Below are 21,413 nucleotides of genomic sequence, written 5' to 3'. Positions count from 1 at the left end.
CCAGGGTTCTGTTCTCATAGGCCCGCCGAACATCATGTCCGGTCGGCTCCGGAACGGGTCCGTGGAGCGCTAGCGCGGGATGATCGGGATGCATCAAGGATCCTGCCAGCTGAGGCGTGATCTGGATCAAGGCGACAACGCCTCCCCCAGGGCAGGCTTGCGGATCAGGTTAGCCTGCGACTGCCGGCGCAGGCTGTCCCTACAGGAGAACAGCCATGACCTATCGTGACATCATCGTGGATGCGACGCCGAGGTCCGATCTCGTCCAGACGCTGGAACACGCGCGCGATCTGGCGGGGAGGTTCGACGCCCGGCTGACGGCGGTGTGTTTCGCCTGGCCCCGGACGTCGGCGCTCAGGACGGCCGTGGCGAGTTCGCCCCTGTCAGTCCTGGAGGACACGCGAAGAATGGACGCCGCCCTCGCCAGCGCCCACGACGCCTTTCTTCGGGTGTTCGGCGCCGGCTCGAAAGCCGCCGCATGGCTTTCCGGCATGGCGGAGCCCGCCCCCCTGTTGCGCCATCACCTGCTCACCGCGGACCTGCTCGTCACCTCGTCGCCGCCGCCGACCGGCTGTCTTCTGGCCGCCCCCGGCGAGCTTGCCATCCACGGCGGCGGCCCCGTCCTGCGTCTTGGACAGGCAGACGCTAGCGGCGGCTTCAGCAATGCCGTCATCGGCTGGAAAGACGCGCCTCAGGCCAGACGCGCCCTGCATGACGCCCTGCCTCTGCTCAAGCGCGCTCAAACCGTGACCGTGGTCGGGGTCGGCGACGAGGTCGATCCGGATCGACTTGGAAACGTTGCCGCTCATCTCAAACGGCACGCTGTGACGGCCGCCGTCCGTCATGTCCCGGCGACATCGGGCGCCACGGACGCGCAAGACCTTCTCGCCGAAGCCCGCCGTGTCCATGCCGACCTGATCGTCACGGGGGCTTTCGGTCGCGGGACGCTGGCGCAACGCCTCTGGGGCGGCATGACCAGCGGCCTGCAGAAGGACCCCGACCTGTCCTGGCTCATGTCGCACTAGAACAGTCCCTCGCATGGGGGGCTTCGCTCATCGCCAACCCCGCCCTTGTTCGCCGTCTTCAGGGAAGGAATGACCGTCCGAAGCCGGGGCGAAACGGCCTTATGGGCGGCCTGTCGACTGCCGCCAAGCAGCGGCTTCGGCATCCAGCGCCGCGACAAACGCCGCCTTGGCCTCCTGATAGGTTGCGCTCCCGCCGGACGCGATCCGGGCCTTCAATTCCGAATAGGCCGCCGCCCGTTCCGGAAAAGCCAGGAGGTAGTCACGGAAGGCCAGGTGGCGAGCGATCTGGGGCGAACCGATCTCGTACACATGGAGGTGATGGGTGCGCGCGCCATCCGCGGCGCTCTTGCGAAAATACCTCCGGCCCTCGATCCCGAAGGCTCCCATGCTCTCGTACCCGATCGCTTCCAGGCGGCGGGAAGACCGATCGAACGCCCCCAGGCTGGGCGTCTCCCCCAGCATGTCGATGATAGGCTTGGCCAGGATCCCCGGTACGGCCGTGCTTCCGATGTGGTGGAGCCCGATATCGGCCGGAGCGACAGCGGCCGCCAGCACCAGCGCCTCGTCCCTGAAGTTCTGCATCCAGCTCGGATCATGGGGAAGGACCAGGGTCGCCATTCTGTCCGCGTCGCACCTCCGTCAGGAGCAGGAACCTAACTGATCGGCACGCTCAGGTCCTGGCGTTTTCCTCACAGGCCAAGCCCCGCCTCCCCTGAGGCTGGCCGGGGCCGACGGAGATCGGCGACGGGCCGTGAAAACACTTCAATTCCCGCGGACCTGCTGCAATCCGGACTTTATAACACGTTGTCATGCCGATCCGCCGGGCCTAACTAGCGGAACAATGACCTGGTCAATGGCGAGCCTGGCACGACTTTTCGCGGCGCTGACGCTGGTCATCGCCGCCTTTGTCGTGGTCCCTGTCTCGGACGCCGCCGCCTGCGCGCCGGAACCCGTCGCCGCGCACCAGGCTTTCGATCATGACCCTGCCGCCGGCGACCATAACGGCCCCGGAGGAGAGCATGGCCTTTGCGCCCACGGCCATTGCCATCACACCGCCTCCGAACGCCACGCCACATCTGAATTCGGTCTCGCCGAAGCCTTCGTCCAGACGCGCCACGGCCGTCCCCAGGACGACGGCGTAGCCTCGTTCGCCGCCAATGGACTGATGCGGCCTCCCAGAAGCTGAGCAGAGGTTTGCGCCATCGCGCGCCCTTCTGTTCATCACTTCTGGAAATGAAACATGTACTCGACAATTCGTCGTCGGCCGCGCCTTGCGGTCGGCTGCGCCCTCGCCGTTCTGGCGACTATGGCGGCCGGCCCGGCATGGGCCGACCCTGCCCCCTCCTATGCGGAACTGCTCGCCCGACTGGACCAGACACCCGCTTCGGCTGAAGCCAATGCGCTTGTCGACGCCGCTGAAGCACGAGTCCGGCAAGCCCGCGTCCGTCCCAACCCCAACCTGTCCTTGACCGCCGAGAACGTCGGCGGAACTGGACCCTATAGCGGCTTTGGCGGCGGCGACCTCAGCCTGTCCGTCAGCCAGGATCTCGAACTCTGGGGTCGTCGTCCGGCGCGCGTGAACGTGGCCCGCGCCGAGGCGGGAACCGCGGGCCTGCGTCGCGATCTCGCCCTCGTGGATACGGCGGGCCGACTGGCCCTGACCTATGCCGAAGCCGAAGCGTCGCAGCGCCGGGCCCAACTGGCCGAAGAAGGCCTGACCCTGGCCCTGGCCGACGCTCGCGCCGCCCTGGCTCTCGTCGAGGAAGGCCGGGAGCCCCTCCTGCGCGGCATCCAGGCTGAAAGCGAAGCCGCCTCGGCTCGCGCAGGCCTGGACGAGGCCAAGGCCGAACAGGCCGCCGCCTTCGCACGACTGACCGCCGTCGCCATGCTGACGGCGTCTCCGACCTCCATCGGAACAAGCCTGCTGGACGCCGGCGCCGGCCCAGGCGTCGTCCAGAGCGACAACATACCGACCGTGCGCGTGGCGGAAGCGGAAAGAACGGCGGCCGAACGCCGTATTGATGTCGAACGCATCCGCGCGCGTCCCGATGTCACGGCCAGCGTCGGCGTGACCCGGTTCGGCATCGAGGATGAGACCGCCCTCACCGTCGGCCTCAGCCTGCCCCTGCCCCTCTTCGACCGGAACCGCGGAAACATCGACGCCGCGCGCGCCGAATTCCGCGCCGCCGAAGCGCGCGTGGCCCAGGCCCGGCAGGACGCCGGCGCCGACCGGGCGGCGGCGGTCGCCCGACTGGCGGCGTCCGGAAGCCGGGTTTCCGCGGCTGACGCCGGGGTGACCTCCACCGAGGAGGCCTATCGCCTGTCGCGTATCGGAGCCGAAGCCGGCCGCATCTCGCAACTGGAGCTGCGCGTCTCGCGCGCCGCCCTGATCAACGCCCGCACCGCCGCCGTTGACGCCCGCCTCGCGCGCGTTCGCGCCGAAATCGATCTGGCGCGCCTCGACGGCCGCGCCCCGTTCCAAGGAAACCCGTGATGCGCCCAGTCACATCGAACAAGACCCTCCTGATCGGAGGGGTCGCCGCCCTCGTCCTCCTGGGCGGCGGCGGTCTCTATCTGGCGCTCCAGAAGCCGGACGCGACGCCCGTTGCGGCGCAAGGCGAAGCCGAACCTGCCGAAGAAGGCGAAGCCCCTGAAGGCGTGGTCGAACTGACCGCTGAACAGCAAAAGGCGGCCGGCATCGCCGTCGTCGCCGTTTCGCGCGGCGGCGGCGGCGAGACGCGGCTTTCCGGCCGGGTCGAAGCCATGGTCGACGCCCGCGCGGCCGTCGGCGCCGTGGTCGGCGGCACAGTCGAGCGGGTGCTGGTCGCGCCGGGCCAGTCGGTTCGCGCCGGACAGGCCCTGGTCAGCCTCGTCAGCGGTGAAGGCGCCGCTCTCAGGGCCGACATCGACGCCGCGGCGGCCGCGGCGACCGCGGCCAGCCAGGCCCACCAACGCAATCGAAACCTCGCGGATCAGGGCGTCGTCGCCCGCCAGGAAGTCGAGGCCTCGCAGGCTCAAGCCGCCAGCGCCGAGGCCATGGCGCGCGCAGCCCGCGCGCGGGCCGCTGCGGCGGGCTCGCCGAGCGCCTCGGGGCGGATGAGCATCGTCAGCCCCATCTCCGGCGTGGTCACGAACGTGCAGGTTGGACCGGGCGGCTTCGTGCCCCAGGGCGGGGTGGTCGCTGAGGTGACCAATCCGGCGCGGATGGAGATGGTCTTCAACGCGCCGCCGCATCTGGCGGCCCTGGTTCGCGCGGGCTCGCATATCCGGGTCTCCGGACCGCAGGGCGAGTTCGACGCCCTGGTCACCGGCGTCGCTGCGGACGCAGGTCTTCAGAACAGCGGCGCGGCCGTCATCCGCGCCCGCCCCCAGGGCGCAAGCCTGCCGCCCGCCGGATCGGCGGTCACCGGATCCGTGGTCACCGAAAGTCAGGGCGCCGGTCTCACCGTGCCGTCCGAAGCGGTCCAGACTGTGGAGGGGGCGACTGTGGTCTTCGTCCAGACGGACGGCGGCTTCCGCGCCCAGCCCGTCCTGACCGGACGGCAGGCCGGCGGCGGCACTGAAATCCTGCGCGGCCTGACCGGAACCGAGCGCGTCGCCTCCACCAACGCCTTCCTGCTCAAGGCCGAGTTGGCCAAGGGCGAAGCCGAGCACGGCCACTAGGAGGGCGACCATGTTTAAATCCCTCATCGAGGCGTCCGTACGCTTCCGCTGGTTCATCGTCCTCGCCACCGCTCTGGTGGCCGCCTGGGGGCTGGTCCAGCTGACCAGACTGCCGATCGACGCCGTGCCGGACATCACCAACCGGCAGGTGCAGATCAACACCGTGGCCCCCGCCCTGGCGCCCGAACAGATGGAGCGTCAGGTCACCTATCCCCTGGAGACCGCCATGGCGGGTATTCCAGGGCTCGAGAACACGCGCTCCCTGACCCGGAACGGCTTCAGCCAGGTCACGGTCATCTTCAGCGACGCCACGGACATCTACTTCGCCCGCCAGCAGGTGGCCGAACGGATGGCCCAGGCCCGCGAGAAGCTGCCCGCGGGCGTCGAGCCCGTCCTGGCTCCGATCACCACGGGTCTGGGCGAGGTTCTGATGTGGACCGTCGACTTCAAGCCGTTCGACGCCGGGACCGCGCGGGTCGGCCGACCGGGTTGGCAGCCCGACGGCGCCTATCTGACGCCGGACGGCGAGCGCCTGACCACGCCCCAGGCCCGCGCCACCTATCTGCGCACGGTGCAGGACTGGATCATCGCCCCACGCATGCGCACCGCGCGCGGCCTTGCGGGCGTCGACGTCAACGGCGGCTATGTGAAGGAATACGCCGTTCGCCCCGACCCGGCGCGCCTGGCCGCCTACGGCCTCAGCCTGGCTGACCTGATCCAGGCCCTGGACCGGGCCAACACCCAGGCGGGCGCGGGTTATGTGCAGCGGGCGGGCGAGGCCTTGACCGTCCGCACCGATGCTCTCGCCCAGACGATCGAAGACCTGGCCCAGGCGCCGGTCGTCAATCGCAATGGTCTGGTGGTTCGCGTCGCCGACGTGGCCGCGGTCGAGATCGGCCAGGCGCCGCGCCTCGGCGGGGCCAGCCGCGACGGCCATGAAGCGGTCATCGGCACGGCCCTGATGCTGGCCGGAGAGAACAGCCGCACCGTGGCCCAGGCGGCCGCCGATCGGCTGAAGGAGGTCGGCGCCAGCCTGCCGCCCGACGTTGTCGCCGAGCCGGTGCTGAACCGCAGCGCCCTGGTCAACTCCACCATCAAGACAGTGGCCAAGAACCTGACCGAGGGGGCCCTGCTGGTCATCGTCGTGCTGTTCCTGCTTCTGGGCAACATCCGCGCCGCGACCATCACGGCCCTGATGATCCCGATCAGTTTCCTGTTCGCGGTCATCGGCATGAACCGCTTCGGCATCAGCGGAAATCTGATGAGCCTGGGCGCGCTGGACTTCGGCCTCCTGGTCGACGGCGCGGTGGTGGTGGTGGAGAACACCCTGCTGATGCTGAGCCAGCGGCGGGCGGAAGCCGGCCGGACGCTCACGCGTCACGAGCGTCTGGGCGTCGCCGCCGCCGCGGCTCGTCAGATGGTCAAGCCGGCCGCCTTCGGCCAGCTGATCATCCTTCTGGTCTTCACGCCCCTGCTCATGCTCGAGGGGGTCGAAGGCAAGACCTTCATCCCCATGGGGGCGACGGTGATGCTGGCCCTGGTCGGCGCCTTCATCTTCTCCTTCACCTTCGTGCCGGCCATGACGGCCCTGCTGGTGCGCGAACCCAAGACCGTCCACCTCGACGAGAACGGAGAGGCGCAGGAACATGAGACCTTCCTGCTGCGCCATGCACGCCGCTGGATCGAGCCAGCCATCCGTGCTGCGGTCGCCCGGCCCAGAACGGTGCTGGCCTCTGTCATCGGCGCCCTGCTGGTCGGCGGTCTAGTCTTCTCGATCCTGGGCCGGGAGTTCATCCCGACCCTGGACGAAGGCGACATCGCCATGCAGGCGCTGCGCGTGCCCTCGGCCTCCCTGGAGCAATCGCTCGCCATGCAGATGGCGCTGGAACGCGCCATCAAGGCTCAACCCGAAGTGAAGACCATGTTCTCGCGGACCGGCACCGCCGAGGCGGCGGTGGACCCCATGCCGCCCAACATTTCCGACGCGGTCATCGTGCTGAAGGACCGCAAGGAATGGCCCGACCCCAAGCTGGCCAAGGAAGATCTGATCGCGCGTATCGAGAAGGTTGCTTCGACGCAGCTAGGCAACAGCTTCGAGTTCAGCCAGCCGATCGAGCTGCGGTTCAACGAACTGATCTCGGGCGTTCGAACCGATCTGGCCGTCATGGTCTACGGCGACGACTTCGCCCAGCTTCAGAAGACGGCGGACCAGGTGGCCGGCACCCTGCGCAACACCCCCGGCGCCGCTGACGTCCGTGTCGAGCAGGCTTCAGGCCTGCCGACCCTGACGATCAGCGTCGACCGTTTCGCCGCCGCCAACTACGGCCTCTCGGCGGCGGATGTGTCCGAAGCCGTCTCGGCCGCCATCGGCGGCGCCGAGGCGGGGCAGATCTTCGAAGGGGATCGCCGGTTCAACGTGGTGGTGCGCCTCGACGACGCCGAACGCAACGATCCGGCCGCCCTGGCCGCCCTTCCGGTCACCACGGCGACGGGCGTGACGGTGCCCCTCTCCTCGGTCGCCCGGATCCAGGTGGCGGAGGGCCAGAACCAGATCAGCCGCAACGACGGCAGCCGGCGCATGGTGGTCCAGGCCAATGTGCGCGGCCGCGATCTGGGCGGCTTCGTCGCCGACGCCCAGGCGAAGGTCCAGCAACAGGTCAAGTTGCCGACAGGCTATTCCCTGACCTGGGGCGGGCAGTTCGAAAACCTGAAGCGAGCCGAGCAGCGACTGGGGCTGGTGGTCCCCGTGGTCTTTATCCTGATCGGCATCCTGCTGTTCATGGCCCTGGGGTCGTTCGCCGAGGCTGGCCTGGTCTTCGCCTGCGTGCCCCTGGCCCTGGTGGGCGGGGCCCTGGCCCTCTTGCTCAGGGGCATGCCCTTCTCCGTCTCGGCGGCGGTCGGTTTCATCGCCGTATCCGGGGTCGCGACCCTGAACGGCCTGGTGCTGATGCAGGCGATCCGCGAACGGCTGACCGCCGGACAATCGCCGCGCGACGCCGCCCTTCTGGGCGCCTTCAGCCGCCTCCGCGCGGTCCTGACCACGGCCATGGTGGCCATCGTCGGCTTCATTCCCATGGCGCTGGCGCATGGGGCCGGCGCCGAGGTGCAGAAGCCTCTGGCCACCGTGGTCATCGGCGGCCTGCTCACCGCAACGGCTCTGACGCTGCTGGTCCTGCCGACCTTCGCCGCCAAGGCCGTCAAGCATCGCAAGGCGGAGGGGATCGAAGACTGATGGACGGGGGCCACGACGCAGAGGCCGTGCCGCGCCACGCTCTGCAAGCGATGTCGCCCCTCGACCTCGCCCCCTTCGTGAGCCTCGGGGTCGGCGGCCTGTTCGCCGACCCCGCCCCCCCAAGGGGCGTATCTGACATCCTCCGGGCCGCCAGGAGCGGCCTCGGTGAAGGAGAAAAACAATGAATGCGACCGACCCGGGTCCAGACGTCGCCGCCGCGTCGGCGGTCGACCTTCAGTCGATCCAGCACTGGCGCAAGCTCTTCACTCTTGCGGGGCTTTTCACGCTTCTGGCGTGGACCCCGCTGGTGAAGGCCCAACCTGTGCTTGAGCACCCGGTCGAGCTCCTCGGCCCTATCGCCATCCTCCTCGCGGCCCTGTCCCTCCTGACGGGTGTCGCAGTCAGGCTCGCCGCCGCGGAAGACGATGCCGCTCGCGCCGCCTCGACCCTGCGTCTCCTGCCCGTTTCTCCCAGGTCCTTGAAGCTGGAGTTCCGCCATGTCTGACACCGTCCGGCTGGACATCCCCGTCCTGCTCCCGGAAGCGCCAGACGCGTCCGACGCCTGCATCCAGCGGCTCATCTCCAGGTTGAGCGGCGCGCCGGGCCTGTCCCAGGTCCACGTCACAGGGACGGACGGCGCGGCCCAGCTATGCATCCACTATGACGCCGCCCTGCTTTCGCCCGCTGACGTCCGGCGCAAGGCCGTTCAGGCCGGCGCGGAGATCAGCCGGCGCTTCGGCCACCTTGTCGGTTGGGTGGAAGGCGTTCGTCACGCCCGTCACGCCCGCACCCTCGAGGCCGCCATGGCCGAAGAACCCGGCGTCCTGGAGGCCGCCCTGGACGCATCCGGCGCCGTCCGCCTCGAATTCGACCAGGCCAAGACCAGCCAGGACCTCCTTCGTCAGCGTCTTGCGGCCCACGGACTCAGCTTCTCGCCCGACCCCCTGCCCGCGAGGCCGGAACCGACCGCGACGGGCGAGAAAGGCCATGATCATGATCACGGCGAGGATCAGACCCATGGAGAGGGCGACGGCCACACCGGTCACGCCCATGGCGGCCTGTTCGGCCCGAACACCGAACTGATCTTCGCCCTCGCCGCCGGCGGCGCGCTCGGCGTCGGCTTTGCGCTGGAAAAACTGGCGCCCGGCCTTGCCGGCTGGATTCCGCTCGCGCTCTTCCTCTGCGCCTATGGCCTCGGCGGCTTCTTCACCGTCCGGGAAGCCGTCGAGAACCTGAAACGGCGCCGCTTCGAGATCGACACGCTCATGCTTGTGGCGGCGGCGGGCGCCGCCGCGCTCGGCGCCTGGGCCGAAGGCGCCCTGCTCCTCTTCCTGTTCAGCCTGGGCCATGCGCTGGAGCATTACGCCATGGGTCGAGCCAAGCGGGCCATCGAGGCCCTGGCCGAGCTGGCTCCGCGCACCGCGCATGTTCGTCGCGGCGACCAGATCCTGGAGACCCCCGTCGAGCGTCTCGAGATTGGCGACGTGGTGGTGGTTCGTCCCAACGAACGACTGCCCGCCGACGGCTTTGTCGTCTCGGGAACGACCAGCATCAACCAGGCCCCGGTGACTGGCGAGAGCATGCCAGTCGACAAGCAGCCTGTATCCGATCCTGCCCAGGCCCGGACCAGGCCCGCCTCTATCGCTTCGACCTCCGCTGTCTTCGCCGGCACGATCAACGGCGCCGGCGCCATCGAGATCGAGACCACCCGCAAGTCCAGCGACACCACCCTGGCCAAGGTGGTGCGAATGGTGAGCGAGGCTGAAACCCAGAAATCTCCGACCCAGCGCTTCACCGACCGCTTCGAGCGCGTCTTCGTGCCTCTGGTCCTGGCCCTGGCCTTCGTCCTGCTCTTCGCCTGGGTCGTCGTCGATGAACCCTTCCGTGACAGCTTCTACCGCGCCATGGCGGTGCTGGTCGCCGCCAGCCCATGCGCCCTGGCCATCGCCACCCCCAGCGCCGTCCTCTCCGGCGTCGCACGCGCGGCGCGCGCCGGCGTGCTCATCAAGGGCGGCGCGCCTCTGGAAAACCTCGGAGCCATTGAGGCCATCGCCTTCGACAAGACCGGCACCCTGACGGAAGGCCGCCCTCGCATTACAGACATCATCCCGCTCGAAGGCGTGGAAGAACGCGAACTGCTTGCCGTCGCCGTCGCTGTCGAACGCCTCAGCGATCATCCGCTCGCGGAAGCGATTGCGCGTGATGGCGCTCAACGCCTCGGCGACGCCTCGACACGCACGGCGTCAAGTCTGCGCAGCCTCACCGGCAAGGGCGTAGCCGCGGAGTTGGACGGCGAAACCGTCTACATCGGCAAGCCTGAAATGTTCGGCGCGGACGGCGTTGCGGCCCTCGGCCAGTCGGCTATCCAGGCCGTCGATCAGTTGCGCGCCCAAGGCCGCACCCTGATGGTCGTGCGACAAGGCGCACGTGATCTAGGCGTCATCGGCCTGCTCGACACGCCGAGACCGGCCGCCCGCGAAGCGCTCGATAGGCTGCGGGCCCTGGGCGTGAGGCGGATGATCATGCTCTCCGGCGATCATCAGAAGGCCGCGGAAGCCATCGCCGGCCAGATGGGGCTGACCGAGGCCTGGGGCGACCTGATGCCGGACGACAAGGTCGAGGCGGTCAAGCGTCTGCGGGCCGACGCCAAGGTCGCCATGGTCGGCGACGGGGTCAATGATGCACCGGCCATGGCCACGGCGACGGTGGGCGTCGCCATGGGCGCCGCCGGATCGGACGTCGCGCTCGAGACGGCCGATGTGGCCCTCATGGGCGATGACCTGTCCAACCTCCCCTTCACTGTCGGCCTCAGCCGCAGGACCCGGGCCGTCATTCGACAGAACCTCTTCGTCAGCCTGGGCGTCGTCGCCTTCCTCGTGCCGGCGACCATCCTCGGACTGGGCATAGGACCAGCCGTCGCCCTGCATGAGGGTTCCACCCTGCTGGTCGTCTTCAACGCGCTGCGCCTGCTCGCCTATCGCGATCGCGGCGGAGCGGCCTGACGGCCGATATCAGGAGCACAATCGATGAAACGCTTGAGCTGGCTCACCCTCGTCGCGGCCCTTCTAGGCGCGGCCGTCTTCGCCTTCGGCATGGTCTCCCGACAGGCTCCGCCCCGTCCCGATCGTCCCGTGGCGTCGACGGCCCAGCCCATCGACGAGCATGCCGGGCATGACGACATCCCCGGAGACGCCCTTTCCACCCGCGCCTTCAAGGAGGCCAACGAACGCCTGCATCAATCGACGAACATCCCCTGGAGCGGCGATCCCGATATCGACTTCATGCGGGTGATGATCGCCCAGCATCAAGGCGCTATCGCCCTGGCGCGGATAGAGGTGGAAAAGGGCTCGGACGCGGACGCCAGGGGCGTCGCGGAGGAACTGATCCGGACGCGTGAATCCGAAATCGTGCGCATGCGTCTCTGGATGGCGCGCCGTGAAACGGCAAGCACGACATCCCCAGGAGACTGACATGAGCCGCAAGATCATCAGCGGAGGCGGCAGGCTTTCCATAAATTGGCGGCCGGGGCGCTACGGCAAGCGCATCCGTCCCATGAAGAGGGCCCGACACAAGCCCAGGCCCGTGCTCGACGGCTTCCTCCTGGTCCTGAACACCGTCTTCATCGCCAGCCTCGCCCTCTACCTCGCCATCGCCGGCTTCAATGTCGCCCGGATCCCCGTCTACGCCGCCTACGGCGTGGTTCTGCCGTTGTTCGCCTGCGGCAGCCTGTTCCTGTCGCCTCGCGGCCGCCCTGCCGCCGTCCAGGCCGCGCTTTTCACCCTCCTATGGGTCGCCGGCTCCGCCTTCCTTTTCGCGACGCGCAACGAGATGAACCCTTCAACCCACAACCATGGCCGGCCGTCGGCCTCAACGTCCCGACCGAAGCAAGCCGAGACGCCCCTGGCCGTCCCATCCGGCCGGCCTGCGCTCGAAAAGGAATGAAGCGCTCGACCTTCTCCCCTCGGCGCGGCATGCGCGCCTCCAGGACGGCGCCGGCTGGCTGGCTGGCTGCGGCCGCCTGGGCAGACCGCCCGGATCGCTCGCAAGGTGAAGACCGGAACCGGCAGGGTCGCCGCCGCGCCGGCGACCTGAAGCCCTACCTCGTCATTTCGGCTTCCATCCCAGAAGGCGCATGGCGTTGGCGGTCACCAGCACGGTCGCGCCCGTATCGGCGAGAATCGCCGGCCACAGGCCGGTGACGCCGATCACCGTCGTCACGAGGAAGACGGCCTTCAGGCCCAGGGCGATGGTGATGTTCTGGCGGATATTGCCCATCACCCCCTTCGAAAGGACGATCATGTCGGGAATGTCCTGAACCCGGCCATGCAGAACCGCCGCATCGGCTGTTTCCAGGGCCACGTCGGCGCCGCCGCCCATGGCGACGCCGACGTCGGCGGCGGCGAGCGCCGGCGCGTCATTGATGCCGTCGCCGACCTTGGCGACGACAAGGCCCTCGGCTTGCAGGGCCCTGACGATGCCCTGCTTGTCCTGCGGCAGCAGTTCAGCTCGCGCTTCGACGTCCAAGCCTTCGGCGACCGCCGCCGCGGTGCGACGATTGTCGCCTGTCAGCATGACGGCGCGGATCCCCATGGCCTTGAGCCTGGCCAGACCCGCCGCCGCGTCCGGCCGCGCCTCGTCTCTCATGGCCAGGAAGCCAATGACCAGGCCGTCGACCACAACCACGGAAACCGTCTTGCCCGCAGCGTTGAAGCCCGAGATCGCCGCGTCCTGAGAGGCTGACAGCGGAGCGCGCCGGACGGCGGCCTGGGGCGACCCCAGAAAGACATGCGCGCCGCCCACGATCCCTTCGACGCCCTCGCCCGCGATCGCCCGCGCAGCGGAAGCCGACGGGATTGGCGCATTGTCGGCTTTCGCCCGCTCAAGGATGGCGAGGGCCAGAGGGTGGCTCGAGCCGGTTTCCAGGGCCGCCGCGAGCGATACCACCTCGGCGTCAGAACACCCGCTCGCCACGATATCGGTCACGACCGGCTTGCCGGAGGTCAGCGTCCCCGTCTTGTCGAAGGCGACGGCGGTGATCTTGCCCAGGGTTTCGAGCACGGCCCCGCCCTTCATCAGCAGCCCCCGCCGCGCGCCGGCGGAAAGCCCGGCGGCGATGGCCGCCGGGGTGGAGATCACAAGGGCGCAGGGACAGCCGATCAGGAGGATCGCCAGGCCCTTGTAGATCCACTCGCTCCACATGCCGCCGAACATGAGCGGCGGGACGGTCGCGACCAGGGCGCCGACGACGAGCACCAGGGGGGTGTAAATCTTGGAGAAGCGGTCGATGAACCGTTCGGTCGGCGATTTGGATTCCTGGGCCTCCTCCACCAGGCGCACGACCCGCGCAATGGTGTTGTCGGCCGCGGTCGCCGTGACCTCCACCCGCAGGACGCCGCCCACATTGATGGTGCCCGCGAAGACCGGGTCGCCGACCATTTTTCGCCTCGGCACGCTCTCCCCCGTCACCGGCGCTTCGTCGATCTCCCCCTCGCCCTCCACGACAGTCCCGTCGGCGGGCACGCGATCGCCGGGCCGCACGAGGATGACGGCGCCTATGGCGAGGCTTTCCGCCGGAACTTCGCTGACCTGGCCGTCGATCTCGACCAGGGCGGTCTTGGGCACCAGATCGGTCAGGCCCTGTATGCTCTTGCGGGCCCGCCCGGCGGCGACGCCCTCCAGCATTTCGCCGATCAGGAAGAGAAGGACGACAGCCGCCGCCTCTTCAGCGGCGCCGATGAAGACCGCCCCGACCGCCGCGATCGTCATCAGCATCTCGATCGAAAACGGCGTCCCGAACCGCGCCGCGGTGATCGCACGCCAGCCGACGGGGACCAGGCCAACCGCCAGGGCGACCAGGAAGGCGCCCGCCGCCAGACTCGGGAACAGGGCGCCGAAGAGGTAGGCCGCGACCAGGGCGACGCCGCAGGCCGCCGTCAACCTGGCCTTGGGCGTCCACCACCAGGGACCGCGCGCCGTCGTATCGGACCGCGCGGCGCGTTCGCCGTTCGCCGCCGGCTCCAGCGGTGCGAGGATTTCGACGCCGTAGCCCAGGTTGCGCACCTGACGAAGCACCCCGTCCGACGCGAAGCCGTCGCCGTGCTGGACTTTCAGAACCCCCGTGGAGACGGCCACGGCGACATCGGTGACCCCCGGCAGCTTCCGCACCGCCGTATCGACCTTGGAGCCGCAGCCCGCGCAGTCCATGCCGGTCACGCGATACCGGGTTTCCAGGGTTTCCAGGATCACGAGGGACTCCTTGTTTCGAATGCCTGGCGACGCTACTTCCTCTAGCGACTAGAGGAGCAAGCGCTAAGATGAACCGGGGCGTGACGATCGGCGAAGCGTCGAGGGCCAGCGGGATCAAGATTCCCACGATCCGCTACTATGAGCAGATCCAGCTCCTGCCCTCGCCGCCCCGCACGGAGGGCAACCGGCGCTTCTATGACGACGGAGACCTGCGGCGTTTGCGGTTCATTCGACATGCGCGCGAACTCGGCTTCGAGATCGAACCGATCCGGGAGCTTCTGGCCCTGGCGGGGGCCCCCAATGCGCCTTGCGAGACAGCCGACAGCATCGCCCAGGCCCATCTCGCCGATATCGACCACAAGATCGCGCGCCTCACCGCCCTGCGGGTCGAGGTCGCCCGCATGGCGCAATGCCCCCATGGCTCCACGGCGGAATGCCGGGTGATCGAGGTGCTGGGCGACCACGGCGGCTGTTTGAACGACAGACACTAGGATCAACCTGCCGCCGTCCAGGGGCGGCCTTAAGCCTGTCGCAACAAATCGGCGTTGACGGCGCTGATGTGCGGGATGTGGAGACTTCCAGGAAGGTCGCCGTCAGTCCTGACAGGCCGAGCGCGGCCGGAACGGCGCCCCGCAAAGGCGTGCGGCGCATGTGTCCCCCGAAAACCACGGGCGATCATCTGCGCCCCCGCAGCAGGCGATCGCCCTATCCTCTCGCGCGTCTCCGCTGTCACGACGTCCACTTGGCGGGATCCGTGTCGCCGGGGAGCGCTCGCTCGGAGAGTCCCGGCGCTGAGGCTCGTATCCCTTTCGCCGGCCGACCGGGTCACGGCCGCGTCGCCGCCTTCCGGAGCTGCGACCATCGCGACGTTGCAAGGGAAACCATTTTCCCCTAACGAAATTCGATCGGGGAATTTCGATTTGCCACGCTTGCTCCGCCTCCTTTGCGTCTGCCTGGGCGTGACCGTCATGGTCGCGGTGCAGATGCATGGCGTGGTCAACAGCCAGCACCGCATCGAGCACGGCCTTCAGTTCCCCGGCGTCACCTTCGAGGACGCATCGGACCTGGCCCACGATCATGCCCCTGACCACGGCCACAGCCATGACGCCGCCGACGATGCGCCTTCCGACGCCGCCGTCGCTGTCGACGTCGCCGATGAAGGTGGAAAGACGCCTTTCAGCCATCACCACCACAACGGCGGCGACATTCATGTCGCCCTGGCCGCGCCCGTCCATCCGATCGCATCGGGGATGATAACCGCGCTTGATCTAGGTCCCGCGCCGGACGCCCTGCCTCCGGGGGCGCTTCTCGACGCCCCGCACCAACCTCCCAGACAGAACGCCTGATCGCCTGAAAAGCTGATCCTGCGCGGCCTCGCGGCCGTGCGCGTCCTGTTGGAGATATCCCTTGAAACCTTCCATGTCCGGTCCTGCCGGATGGCGAGAGCGAGGCGCGGCCGTATCCGCCCTTGCGCTCGTCCTGACGGCGGCTTCGTCGCCGCCTGCCATCGCGCTTGTCCAATCCCCGCCGTCAGTCGTGACGGCGGGCTCCGGGCAAGTCCTCGCTCTTGAGACTGCGCTTCGGCGCGCCGCCGAAGCCGATCCGGCGCGGCCAGGCCTCGACGCGCGTCTTCGTGCGGTCGAAGCCGGCGTTCGTCAGGCTGACCTTCGGCCCAACCCCACCGTGGGCCTGATGGTCGAGAATCTGCCGACGCTCGGCGGCGGCGACATCCTGGGGCGGACCGAAACCACCCTGACCTACGAGCAAAGGCTCGAACGCGGCGGCGACCGTCCGGCTCGCACCGGCCTGGCGCAAAGCGAGGGCCTGCTGGTTCTCGCTCACGCCCGGATTGCGCAACTGGACCGCCTGGAGTCGGTGCAGCGCGCCTGGGCCGACGTCATGGCGGCTGACGCCCTGCTGGAGATCGCCCGCGAACGGCTTTCGCTGGCCGAGCGCTTCCAGACCGAGGTGCAACGTCGGGTCAACGCGGCCCGAGACCCGCTGTTCGCAGGAGCCCGCGCCGAGGCCGAACTCGCCCAGGCCCAGATCGATTTCGATCAGGCCGAGATTGCGCTTCGCGTGGCGCGCATCGTCCTGGTCAAGTTCTGGGACGGAGGCGCCGACTTTACTCTGATGCGTTCCGACTTCGAGGACACCAGCGCCGCGCGCGTCGCCGCCGGCGAGGTCGCATCGACGGACCTGGAGGCGTTTCGCGCCCGTCAGGCCATCTCCGACGCCCAGGTTCGGCTGGAGGAAGCCCGCGCCGTGCCTGATCCCACGGTCAGCGTCGGCGTCCGTCACATCTGGGACAACGAGGTCGCCCTCGTCTTCGGCGGATCAATCCCGCTGCAGCGTTATGACCGAAACCAGGGCGCCATCGATCGCGCCCGCGCCGAAGGGGCAGCCGCTCAAGCCGACCAGAACGCGCTGCGACTGGAACGCGAACGCGAGATCGCCCGCCTGCAGGTCCAACTGCTGGCGCGGGCGAACGAAGCCCGGCGCATCGCCGAGGAAACCCTGCCGCAGGCGGAGCGCGCCGTGACCCTGGTCCGGGACGGCTTCGCGCGCGGGGGCTTTACCTACAACGACGTGATGAGCGCTCACACCGCTCTGCTGCAGACCAGGGCCCGCCGCGTCGCGGTGCTGCAGACCTTCCACAACGACCGCGCGCGGCTGGACCGCCTGACCGGCGCGCACGCCGACCTGCTCGGCCTGGAGACCCAACCATGAAGATGTCCCGCACTTCAGCGACCGCGCTGGGCGGCGTCCTGACCGCCGTGGCCCTGTCGCTGGCCGCCTGCAGCGGCGGTGATCAGGCCGCCAAGCCCGAGGGCGAAGCGGCTGCCGCCGCCGACTACGAGCGCGGACCGCACAACGGCCGTCTGCTTCGCGACGGTGATTTCGCCATCGAGGTCACCATCTTCGAAGAAGGGCCGGAGCCGCTGTTCCGCCTCTACCCCTATCTGAAGGACAAGCCGCTCGATCCGAAACAGGTCCAGGCCGGCATCGCCCTGACCCGCCTCGGTCCGAAGGTGGATCGCTTCACCTTCACGCCGGAGAACGACTATCTGGCCAGTCCGGGCGTGGTGTCCGAGCCCCACTCCTTCGACGTCTCGGTCACCGCCACGCAGGCCGCCAAGCGTTCAGCCTGGTCCTATCAGTCCTATGAGGGCCGGACCGTCATCGGCGCCGACGCCGCCCGCGCCGGAGGCGTCACGACCCAGCAGGTCGGTCCCGCCGTCCTGGGCGAGACCCTGCCGCTGAGCGGTCGGGTCGAGATCACGCCCGAAGGCCAGGCCGAGGTGCACGCCCGCTATCCGGGCCGCGTCATGTCCATGAGCGTCCAACTGGGTCAACGCGTCTCGCGCGGCCAGGTCGTCGCGCGCGTGGAATCCAGCGAGAGCCTTCAAACCTATTCGGTCACGGCCCCGATCTCCGGCGTGATCACCGCCAAGACCGTCAACCCTGGCTCGATCACCGGCAACGGCGCCCCCATGCTGGTGATCGGCGATCCGACCCGCCTGCACGCGGAGTTCTTCCTCTATCCGCGCGACGCCGAACGGGTTCGTGTCGGCCAGCGGGTTGAACTCAAGAGCCTCGCCGGCGAGCACTCGGCCAGCGGGGTCATCAAGGCGATCCTGCCGTCGGACGACGTCCTCAGCCAGACCCTCGTCGCCCATGTCGAACTGCCCTACCAGGGCGGCGTCTGGCGGCCCGGCCTCGGCGTGTCGGGCATGGTCCAGGTCGGCGAAGGCGAGGTTCCGCTGGCGGTGCGCACCAAGGCGCTCCAGCCGTTCCGCGACTTCACCGTGGTCTACGCCAAGGTCGGCGACACCTATGAGGTGCGTATGCTCGACCTGGGCCGCCGCACCGAAGAATGGACCGAGGTCCTGGGCGGCATCGCGCCGGGCACGACCTACGTCGTCGACGGCGCCTTCCTCATTCGCGCGGACATCGAGAAGTCCGGCGCGAGCCATGACCACTAGGGGGATGGGGCATCATGCTTGAACGCATCATCAGCCTGTCGATCCGGCATCGCTGGGTCGTGCTGGCCCTGGTCCTGGTGTCAGCGGTCATCGGCGTCTGGAGCTTCCAGAAGCTGCCGATCGACGCCACGCCCGACATCACCAACATCCAGATCCAGATCAATACGGAAGCGCCGGGCTATTCGCCGCTCGAAGCCGAGCAGCGCGTCACCTTCCCGGTCGAAACGGCCGTGGCCGGCGTGCCGGGTCTGGCCTACACCCGCTCGGTCTCGCGCTATGGCCTGAGCCAGGTCACGGTCGTGTTCGAGGACGGAACCGACATCTACCGGGCGCGCCAACTGGTCAACGAGCGGCTGCAGACCGCGCGCGACCAGATGCCGGCCGGGCTGTCGCCGGAACTGGGGCCGATCGCCACGGGCCTGGGCGAAATCTTCATGTACACGATCGAGGCCAGGCCGGGCGCCCGCAAGGCGGACGGCACGCCCTACACGCCTGAAGACCTTCGCACCCTGCAGGACTGGGTGATCCGCCCGCAGATGCGCAACACGCCCGGCGTCACCGAGGTCAACACCATCGGCGGCTTCGAGCGTCAGTATCACGTCACGCCCCGCCCCGAGCGTCTCGCCGCCTATAGCGTGACGATGGACGAGGTCGTGTCGGCGCTGGAGCGCAACAACGCCAATGTCGGCGCCGGCTATGTCGAACGCTACGGCGAGCAGTGGCTGATCCGCGTGCCGGGTCAGGCCGCCACGGCGCAGGACCTGTCCAACATCGTCATCACCACGCGCGGCGGCGTTCCCGTCCGTATCGCGGAGGTGGCCGAGGTCGGCCTGGGCGAAGAACTTCGCACCGGCGCCGCAACCGAGAACGGCAAGGAGACGGTGCTGGCGACCGTCCTGATGCTGGCCGGCGAGAACAGCCGCGTCGTCGCAAAAGCGGCGTCGGCCCGTCTTCAGGAAGCGGCGAAAGCCCTGCCCGCCGGCGTGATCGCCTCGCCCGTCTATGACCGCACCGACCTCGTCGAGCGCGCCATCAAGACGGTCGAGAAGAACCTGATCGAGGGCGCCCTGCTCGTGGTCGTGGTTCTGTTCCTGCTGCTGGGGAATTTCCGGGCGGCCCTGATCACGGCGGCGGTCATCCCCATCACCATGCTGATGACCATCACCGGCATGGTGCGCACGGGCGTCTCGGGCAATCTGATGAGCCTGGGCGCGCTGGACTTCGGCCTGATCGTCGACGGCGCGGTCATCATCGTCGAAAACTGCCTGCGTCGTTTCGCCGAGGCCCAGCATCAACAGGGCCGTCTGCTGACCCGCGAGGAGCGCTTCTCCCTGGCGGGGCAAGCCTCCAGCGAAGTGATCCGGCCGTCGCTGTTCGGCGTCCTGATCATCACCCTGGTCTATGTCCCGATCTTCGCCCTGGACGGCGTGGAGGGCAAAACCTTCCACCCCATGGCCATCACCGTGGTGATCGCCCTGACCGGCGCCCTGATCCTGTCGCTGACCTTCGTGCCGGCGGCCGTGGCGATGTTCGTCACGGGCAAGGTTCAGGAAAAGGACAGCTTCCTGATGCGCTGGGCGCGCACCGGCTATCAGCCGGCGCTCGACTTCGCCCTGAGGACCCGCGTGGCGATGGTGGCGATCGCCATCGCCCTGGTCGCGGGCGCCGCCCTGGTCGCTTCGCGCATGGGGTCGGAGTTCGTGCCGAACCTGGACGAAGGCGACATCGCCATGCACGCCCTGCGCATTCCGGGCACCAGCCTTAGCCAGGCCATCGAGATGCAGACCGTTCTCGAAGCCCGTCTGGCCAAGTTCCCGGAGGTCGAACGGGTCGTCGCCAAGATCGGCACGGCGGAGGTCGCCACCGACCCGATGCCGCCCTCGGTCTCGGACACCTTCATCCTGCTGAAGGACCGCAAGGCATGGCCCGATCCCCGCAAACCGAAACTCCAGCTCGTTCGCGAGATGGAAGAGGCGGTGAACGAGGTGCCCGGCAGCAAGTACGAGTTCACCCAGCCTATCCAGATGCGGTTCAACGAACTGCTGTCCGGGGTTCGCTCTGACGTAGCCGTCAAGGTCCACGGGGACGACCTGGACCAGTTGGTCGCGCTCGGCTCCCAGATCGAGGAGATCGTCGGCTCCGTTCGCGGCGCCGCCGACCCTCAGTCCGAGCAGGTCACCGGCCTGCCCATGTTGCAGATCACGCCCAACCGGGACGCCATCGCGCGCCTGGGCCTGAGCATCGATGACGTCCAGTCGGTGATCTCCACCTCCATGGGCGGGGCCACCGCGGGGCAGATTTTCGAAGGCGACCGACGTTTCGACATCGTCGTCCGCCTGCCCGAAGACCTGCGCCGCAACACCGACGCCATCGGCCGCATCCAGGTGCCGCTGCCTGGCGCCAATGGTCAGCCGCGCGGCTTCGTGCCGCTCAGCGAGATCGCCGTGATCGCGCTGGAGACCGGCCCGAACCAGATCAGTCGCGAAGACGGCAAGCGCCGGATCGTGGTCACCGCCAACGTCCGCAATCGCGACCTCGGCTCCTTCGTCGGCGAGGTCCGTGAGCGGGTGGACCAGGAGGTCGATCTGCCCGCCGGCTACTGGGTCTCCTACGGCGGCACGTTCGAACAACTGATCTCGGCCGCCAAGCGGTTGCAGCTGGTCGTGCCGGCGGTCCTGCTGCTGATCTTCGGTCTGCTGTTCGCCCTGTTCCGCTCCTGGCGGGACAGCGCCATCGTCTTCTCCGGCGTGCCCCTGGCCCTGACCGGCGGGGTGGCGGCGCTGGCGCTGCGGGGCCTGCCCCTGTCGATCTCGGCCGGCGTCGGCTTCATCGCCCTGTCGGGCGTGGCCGTGCTGAACGGGGTGGTGATGGTCAGCTTCATTCGAGGTCTGATCGAAGAGGGCAAGCCCGTCGGACAGGCCATTCGGGAGGGAGCGCTGACGCGTCTGCGCCCGGTGCTCATGACGGCCCTGGTCGCCAGCCTCGGCTTCGTGCCGATGGCGGTCAACGTCGGCGCGGGTGCAGAGGTCCAGCGTCCGCTGGCCACCGTGGTCATCGGCGGGATCGTCTCCTCGACGATCCTGACCCTGCTCGTGCTCCCGGCCCTCTACAGCCTGGTGCACGGGCGTGACGCCCCGAGCGACCGGCCCAAGCCTGCCTGGCTGGACCACCTGCCCTTCCGCCGTCGTCGCGCGCTCTGAGGCGACCGGCCGCCCCGCTCAGGGGCGGCCGGTCATCAGCGCCCCTCCCTCTTCGTCGACG

The 21,413-nt window shown here is 68.8% G+C and carries 16 protein-coding genes; 13 read left to right on the top strand and 3 right to left on the bottom strand.

From position 1 onward, the window contains the following. Positions 1-215: 215 nt before the first annotated feature. Positions 216-1,025: a universal stress protein gene (locus tag AC3IS2_RS06230; RefSeq protein WP_489199784.1), complete on the top strand. Its 810-nt coding sequence runs from the start codon at positions 216-218 to the stop codon at positions 1,023-1,025. 99 nt (positions 1,026-1,124) lie between these two features. On the opposite strand, the gene AC3IS2_RS06225 is transcribed toward AC3IS2_RS06230, so the two are convergent. Continuing rightward, positions 1,125-1,643, bottom strand: a complete 519-nt coding sequence (locus AC3IS2_RS06225) for a GrpB family protein (protein ID WP_489199783.1) — start codon at positions 1,641-1,643, stop codon at positions 1,125-1,127. A 232-nt stretch (positions 1,644-1,875) separates the two neighbouring features. Further along, a complete protein-coding gene (locus AC3IS2_RS06220) occupies positions 1,876-2,142 on the bottom strand; it encodes a hypothetical protein (protein WP_489199782.1) in 267 nt (88 codons plus the stop codon). A 123-nt stretch (positions 2,143-2,265) separates the two neighbouring features. On the opposite strand from AC3IS2_RS06220, the gene AC3IS2_RS06215 reads away from it, so the two are divergent. The 7 genes from AC3IS2_RS06215 (at position 2,266) to AC3IS2_RS06185 (ending at position 11,862) form a co-directional block, all read left to right on the top strand. After that, positions 2,266-3,519 (top strand): TolC family protein, encoded by a 1,254-nt coding sequence (locus tag AC3IS2_RS06215; protein ID WP_489199781.1) that lies wholly within the window; start codon positions 2,266-2,268, stop codon positions 3,517-3,519. Next, complete coding sequence (locus AC3IS2_RS06210) at positions 3,519-4,688, top strand: efflux RND transporter periplasmic adaptor subunit (RefSeq protein ID WP_489199780.1); 1,170 nt, start codon at positions 3,519-3,521, stop codon at positions 4,686-4,688. The genes AC3IS2_RS06215 and AC3IS2_RS06210 overlap by 1 nt, the downstream gene beginning before the upstream one ends. A gap of 10 nt (positions 4,689-4,698) precedes the next feature. After that, the gene (locus AC3IS2_RS06205; RefSeq protein WP_489199779.1) at positions 4,699-7,920 is read left to right on the top strand and encodes an efflux RND transporter permease subunit; all 3,222 of its coding nucleotides are present in this window, start codon (positions 4,699-4,701) and stop codon (positions 7,918-7,920) included. A gap of 181 nt (positions 7,921-8,101) precedes the next feature. Continuing rightward, on the top strand, positions 8,102-8,425 hold the full coding sequence (locus AC3IS2_RS06200; RefSeq protein WP_331033275.1) for a hypothetical protein: 324 nt from the start codon (positions 8,102-8,104) through the stop codon (positions 8,423-8,425). Beyond that, positions 8,418-10,922, top strand: coding sequence for a heavy metal translocating P-type ATPase (locus AC3IS2_RS06195; RefSeq protein ID WP_489199778.1), 2,505 nt, complete (start codon positions 8,418-8,420; stop codon positions 10,920-10,922). The genes AC3IS2_RS06200 and AC3IS2_RS06195 overlap by 8 nt, the downstream gene beginning before the upstream one ends. Before the next feature lie 129 nt (positions 10,923-11,051). Continuing rightward, entirely contained in the window at positions 11,052-11,390 is a 339-nt protein-coding gene (locus AC3IS2_RS06190) for a DUF305 domain-containing protein (protein WP_489199777.1), read from the top strand. 1 nt (position 11,391) lies between these two features. After that, the gene (locus tag AC3IS2_RS06185; protein ID WP_489199776.1) at positions 11,392-11,862 is read left to right on the top strand and encodes a hypothetical protein; all 471 of its coding nucleotides are present in this window, start codon (positions 11,392-11,394) and stop codon (positions 11,860-11,862) included. A 162-nt stretch (positions 11,863-12,024) separates the two neighbouring features. Here AC3IS2_RS06185 and AC3IS2_RS06180 read toward each other — a convergent pair whose 3' ends face one another. Beyond that, entirely contained in the window at positions 12,025-14,166 is a 2,142-nt protein-coding gene (locus AC3IS2_RS06180; RefSeq protein ID WP_489199775.1) for a heavy metal translocating P-type ATPase, read from the bottom strand. Positions 14,167-14,234: 68 nt separating this feature from the next. On the opposite strand from AC3IS2_RS06180, the gene AC3IS2_RS06175 reads away from it, so the two are divergent. The 5 genes from AC3IS2_RS06175 (at position 14,235) to AC3IS2_RS06155 (ending at position 21,352) form a co-directional block, all read left to right on the top strand. Beyond that, on the top strand, positions 14,235-14,657 hold the full coding sequence (locus AC3IS2_RS06175; protein WP_489199774.1) for a MerR family transcriptional regulator: 423 nt from the start codon (positions 14,235-14,237) through the stop codon (positions 14,655-14,657). 438 nt (positions 14,658-15,095) lie between these two features. After that, complete coding sequence (locus AC3IS2_RS06170) at positions 15,096-15,512, top strand: hypothetical protein (RefSeq protein ID WP_489148915.1); 417 nt, start codon at positions 15,096-15,098, stop codon at positions 15,510-15,512. A 346-nt stretch (positions 15,513-15,858) separates the two neighbouring features. Beyond that, positions 15,859-16,896 (top strand): TolC family protein, encoded by a 1,038-nt coding sequence (locus AC3IS2_RS06165; protein ID WP_489199773.1) that lies wholly within the window; start codon positions 15,859-15,861, stop codon positions 16,894-16,896. Between the two features lie 2 nt (positions 16,897-16,898). After that, positions 16,899-18,152 carry an efflux RND transporter periplasmic adaptor subunit gene (locus AC3IS2_RS06160; protein WP_489200108.1) on the top strand — a complete coding sequence of 418 codons (1,254 nt, stop codon included), beginning with the start codon at positions 16,899-16,901 and terminating at the stop codon, positions 18,150-18,152. Between the two features lie 14 nt (positions 18,153-18,166). Continuing rightward, positions 18,167-21,352 carry an efflux RND transporter permease subunit gene (locus tag AC3IS2_RS06155; protein ID WP_489199772.1) on the top strand — a complete coding sequence of 1,062 codons (3,186 nt, stop codon included), beginning with the start codon at positions 18,167-18,169 and terminating at the stop codon, positions 21,350-21,352. Positions 21,353-21,413 lie beyond the last annotated feature (61 nt).

This window comes from Brevundimonas sp. KH_025, from assembly GCF_057839885.1.
This window is presented reverse-complemented; position numbering and strand designations above follow the sequence as displayed.

What these genes read in the sequence shown, in the direction of transcription:
- AC3IS2_RS06230 (WP_489199784.1), top strand. Translation starts at nt 216, where the DNA reads ATGACCTATCGTGACATCATCGTGGATGCGACGCCGAGGTCCGATCTC.
- AC3IS2_RS06225 (WP_489199783.1), bottom strand. Translation starts at nt 1,643, where the DNA reads ATGGCGACCCTGGTCCTTCCCCATGATCCGAGCTGGATGCAGAACTTC.
- AC3IS2_RS06215 (WP_489199781.1), top strand. Translation starts at nt 2,266, where the DNA reads ATGTACTCGACAATTCGTCGTCGGCCGCGCCTTGCGGTCGGCTGCGCC.
- AC3IS2_RS06210 (WP_489199780.1), top strand. Translation starts at nt 3,519, where the DNA reads ATGCGCCCAGTCACATCGAACAAGACCCTCCTGATCGGAGGGGTCGCC.
- AC3IS2_RS06205 (WP_489199779.1), top strand. Translation starts at nt 4,699, where the DNA reads ATGTTTAAATCCCTCATCGAGGCGTCCGTACGCTTCCGCTGGTTCATC.
- AC3IS2_RS06200 (WP_331033275.1), top strand. Translation starts at nt 8,102, where the DNA reads ATGAATGCGACCGACCCGGGTCCAGACGTCGCCGCCGCGTCGGCGGTC.
- AC3IS2_RS06195 (WP_489199778.1), top strand. Translation starts at nt 8,418, where the DNA reads ATGTCTGACACCGTCCGGCTGGACATCCCCGTCCTGCTCCCGGAAGCG.
- AC3IS2_RS06185 (WP_489199776.1), top strand. Translation starts at nt 11,392, where the DNA reads ATGAGCCGCAAGATCATCAGCGGAGGCGGCAGGCTTTCCATAAATTGG.
- AC3IS2_RS06175 (WP_489199774.1), top strand. Translation starts at nt 14,235, where the DNA reads ATGAACCGGGGCGTGACGATCGGCGAAGCGTCGAGGGCCAGCGGGATC.
- AC3IS2_RS06165 (WP_489199773.1), top strand. Translation starts at nt 15,859, where the DNA reads ATGGTCGAGAATCTGCCGACGCTCGGCGGCGGCGACATCCTGGGGCGG.
- AC3IS2_RS06160 (WP_489200108.1), top strand. Translation starts at nt 16,899, where the DNA reads ATGTCCCGCACTTCAGCGACCGCGCTGGGCGGCGTCCTGACCGCCGTG.
- AC3IS2_RS06155 (WP_489199772.1), top strand. Translation starts at nt 18,167, where the DNA reads ATGCTTGAACGCATCATCAGCCTGTCGATCCGGCATCGCTGGGTCGTG.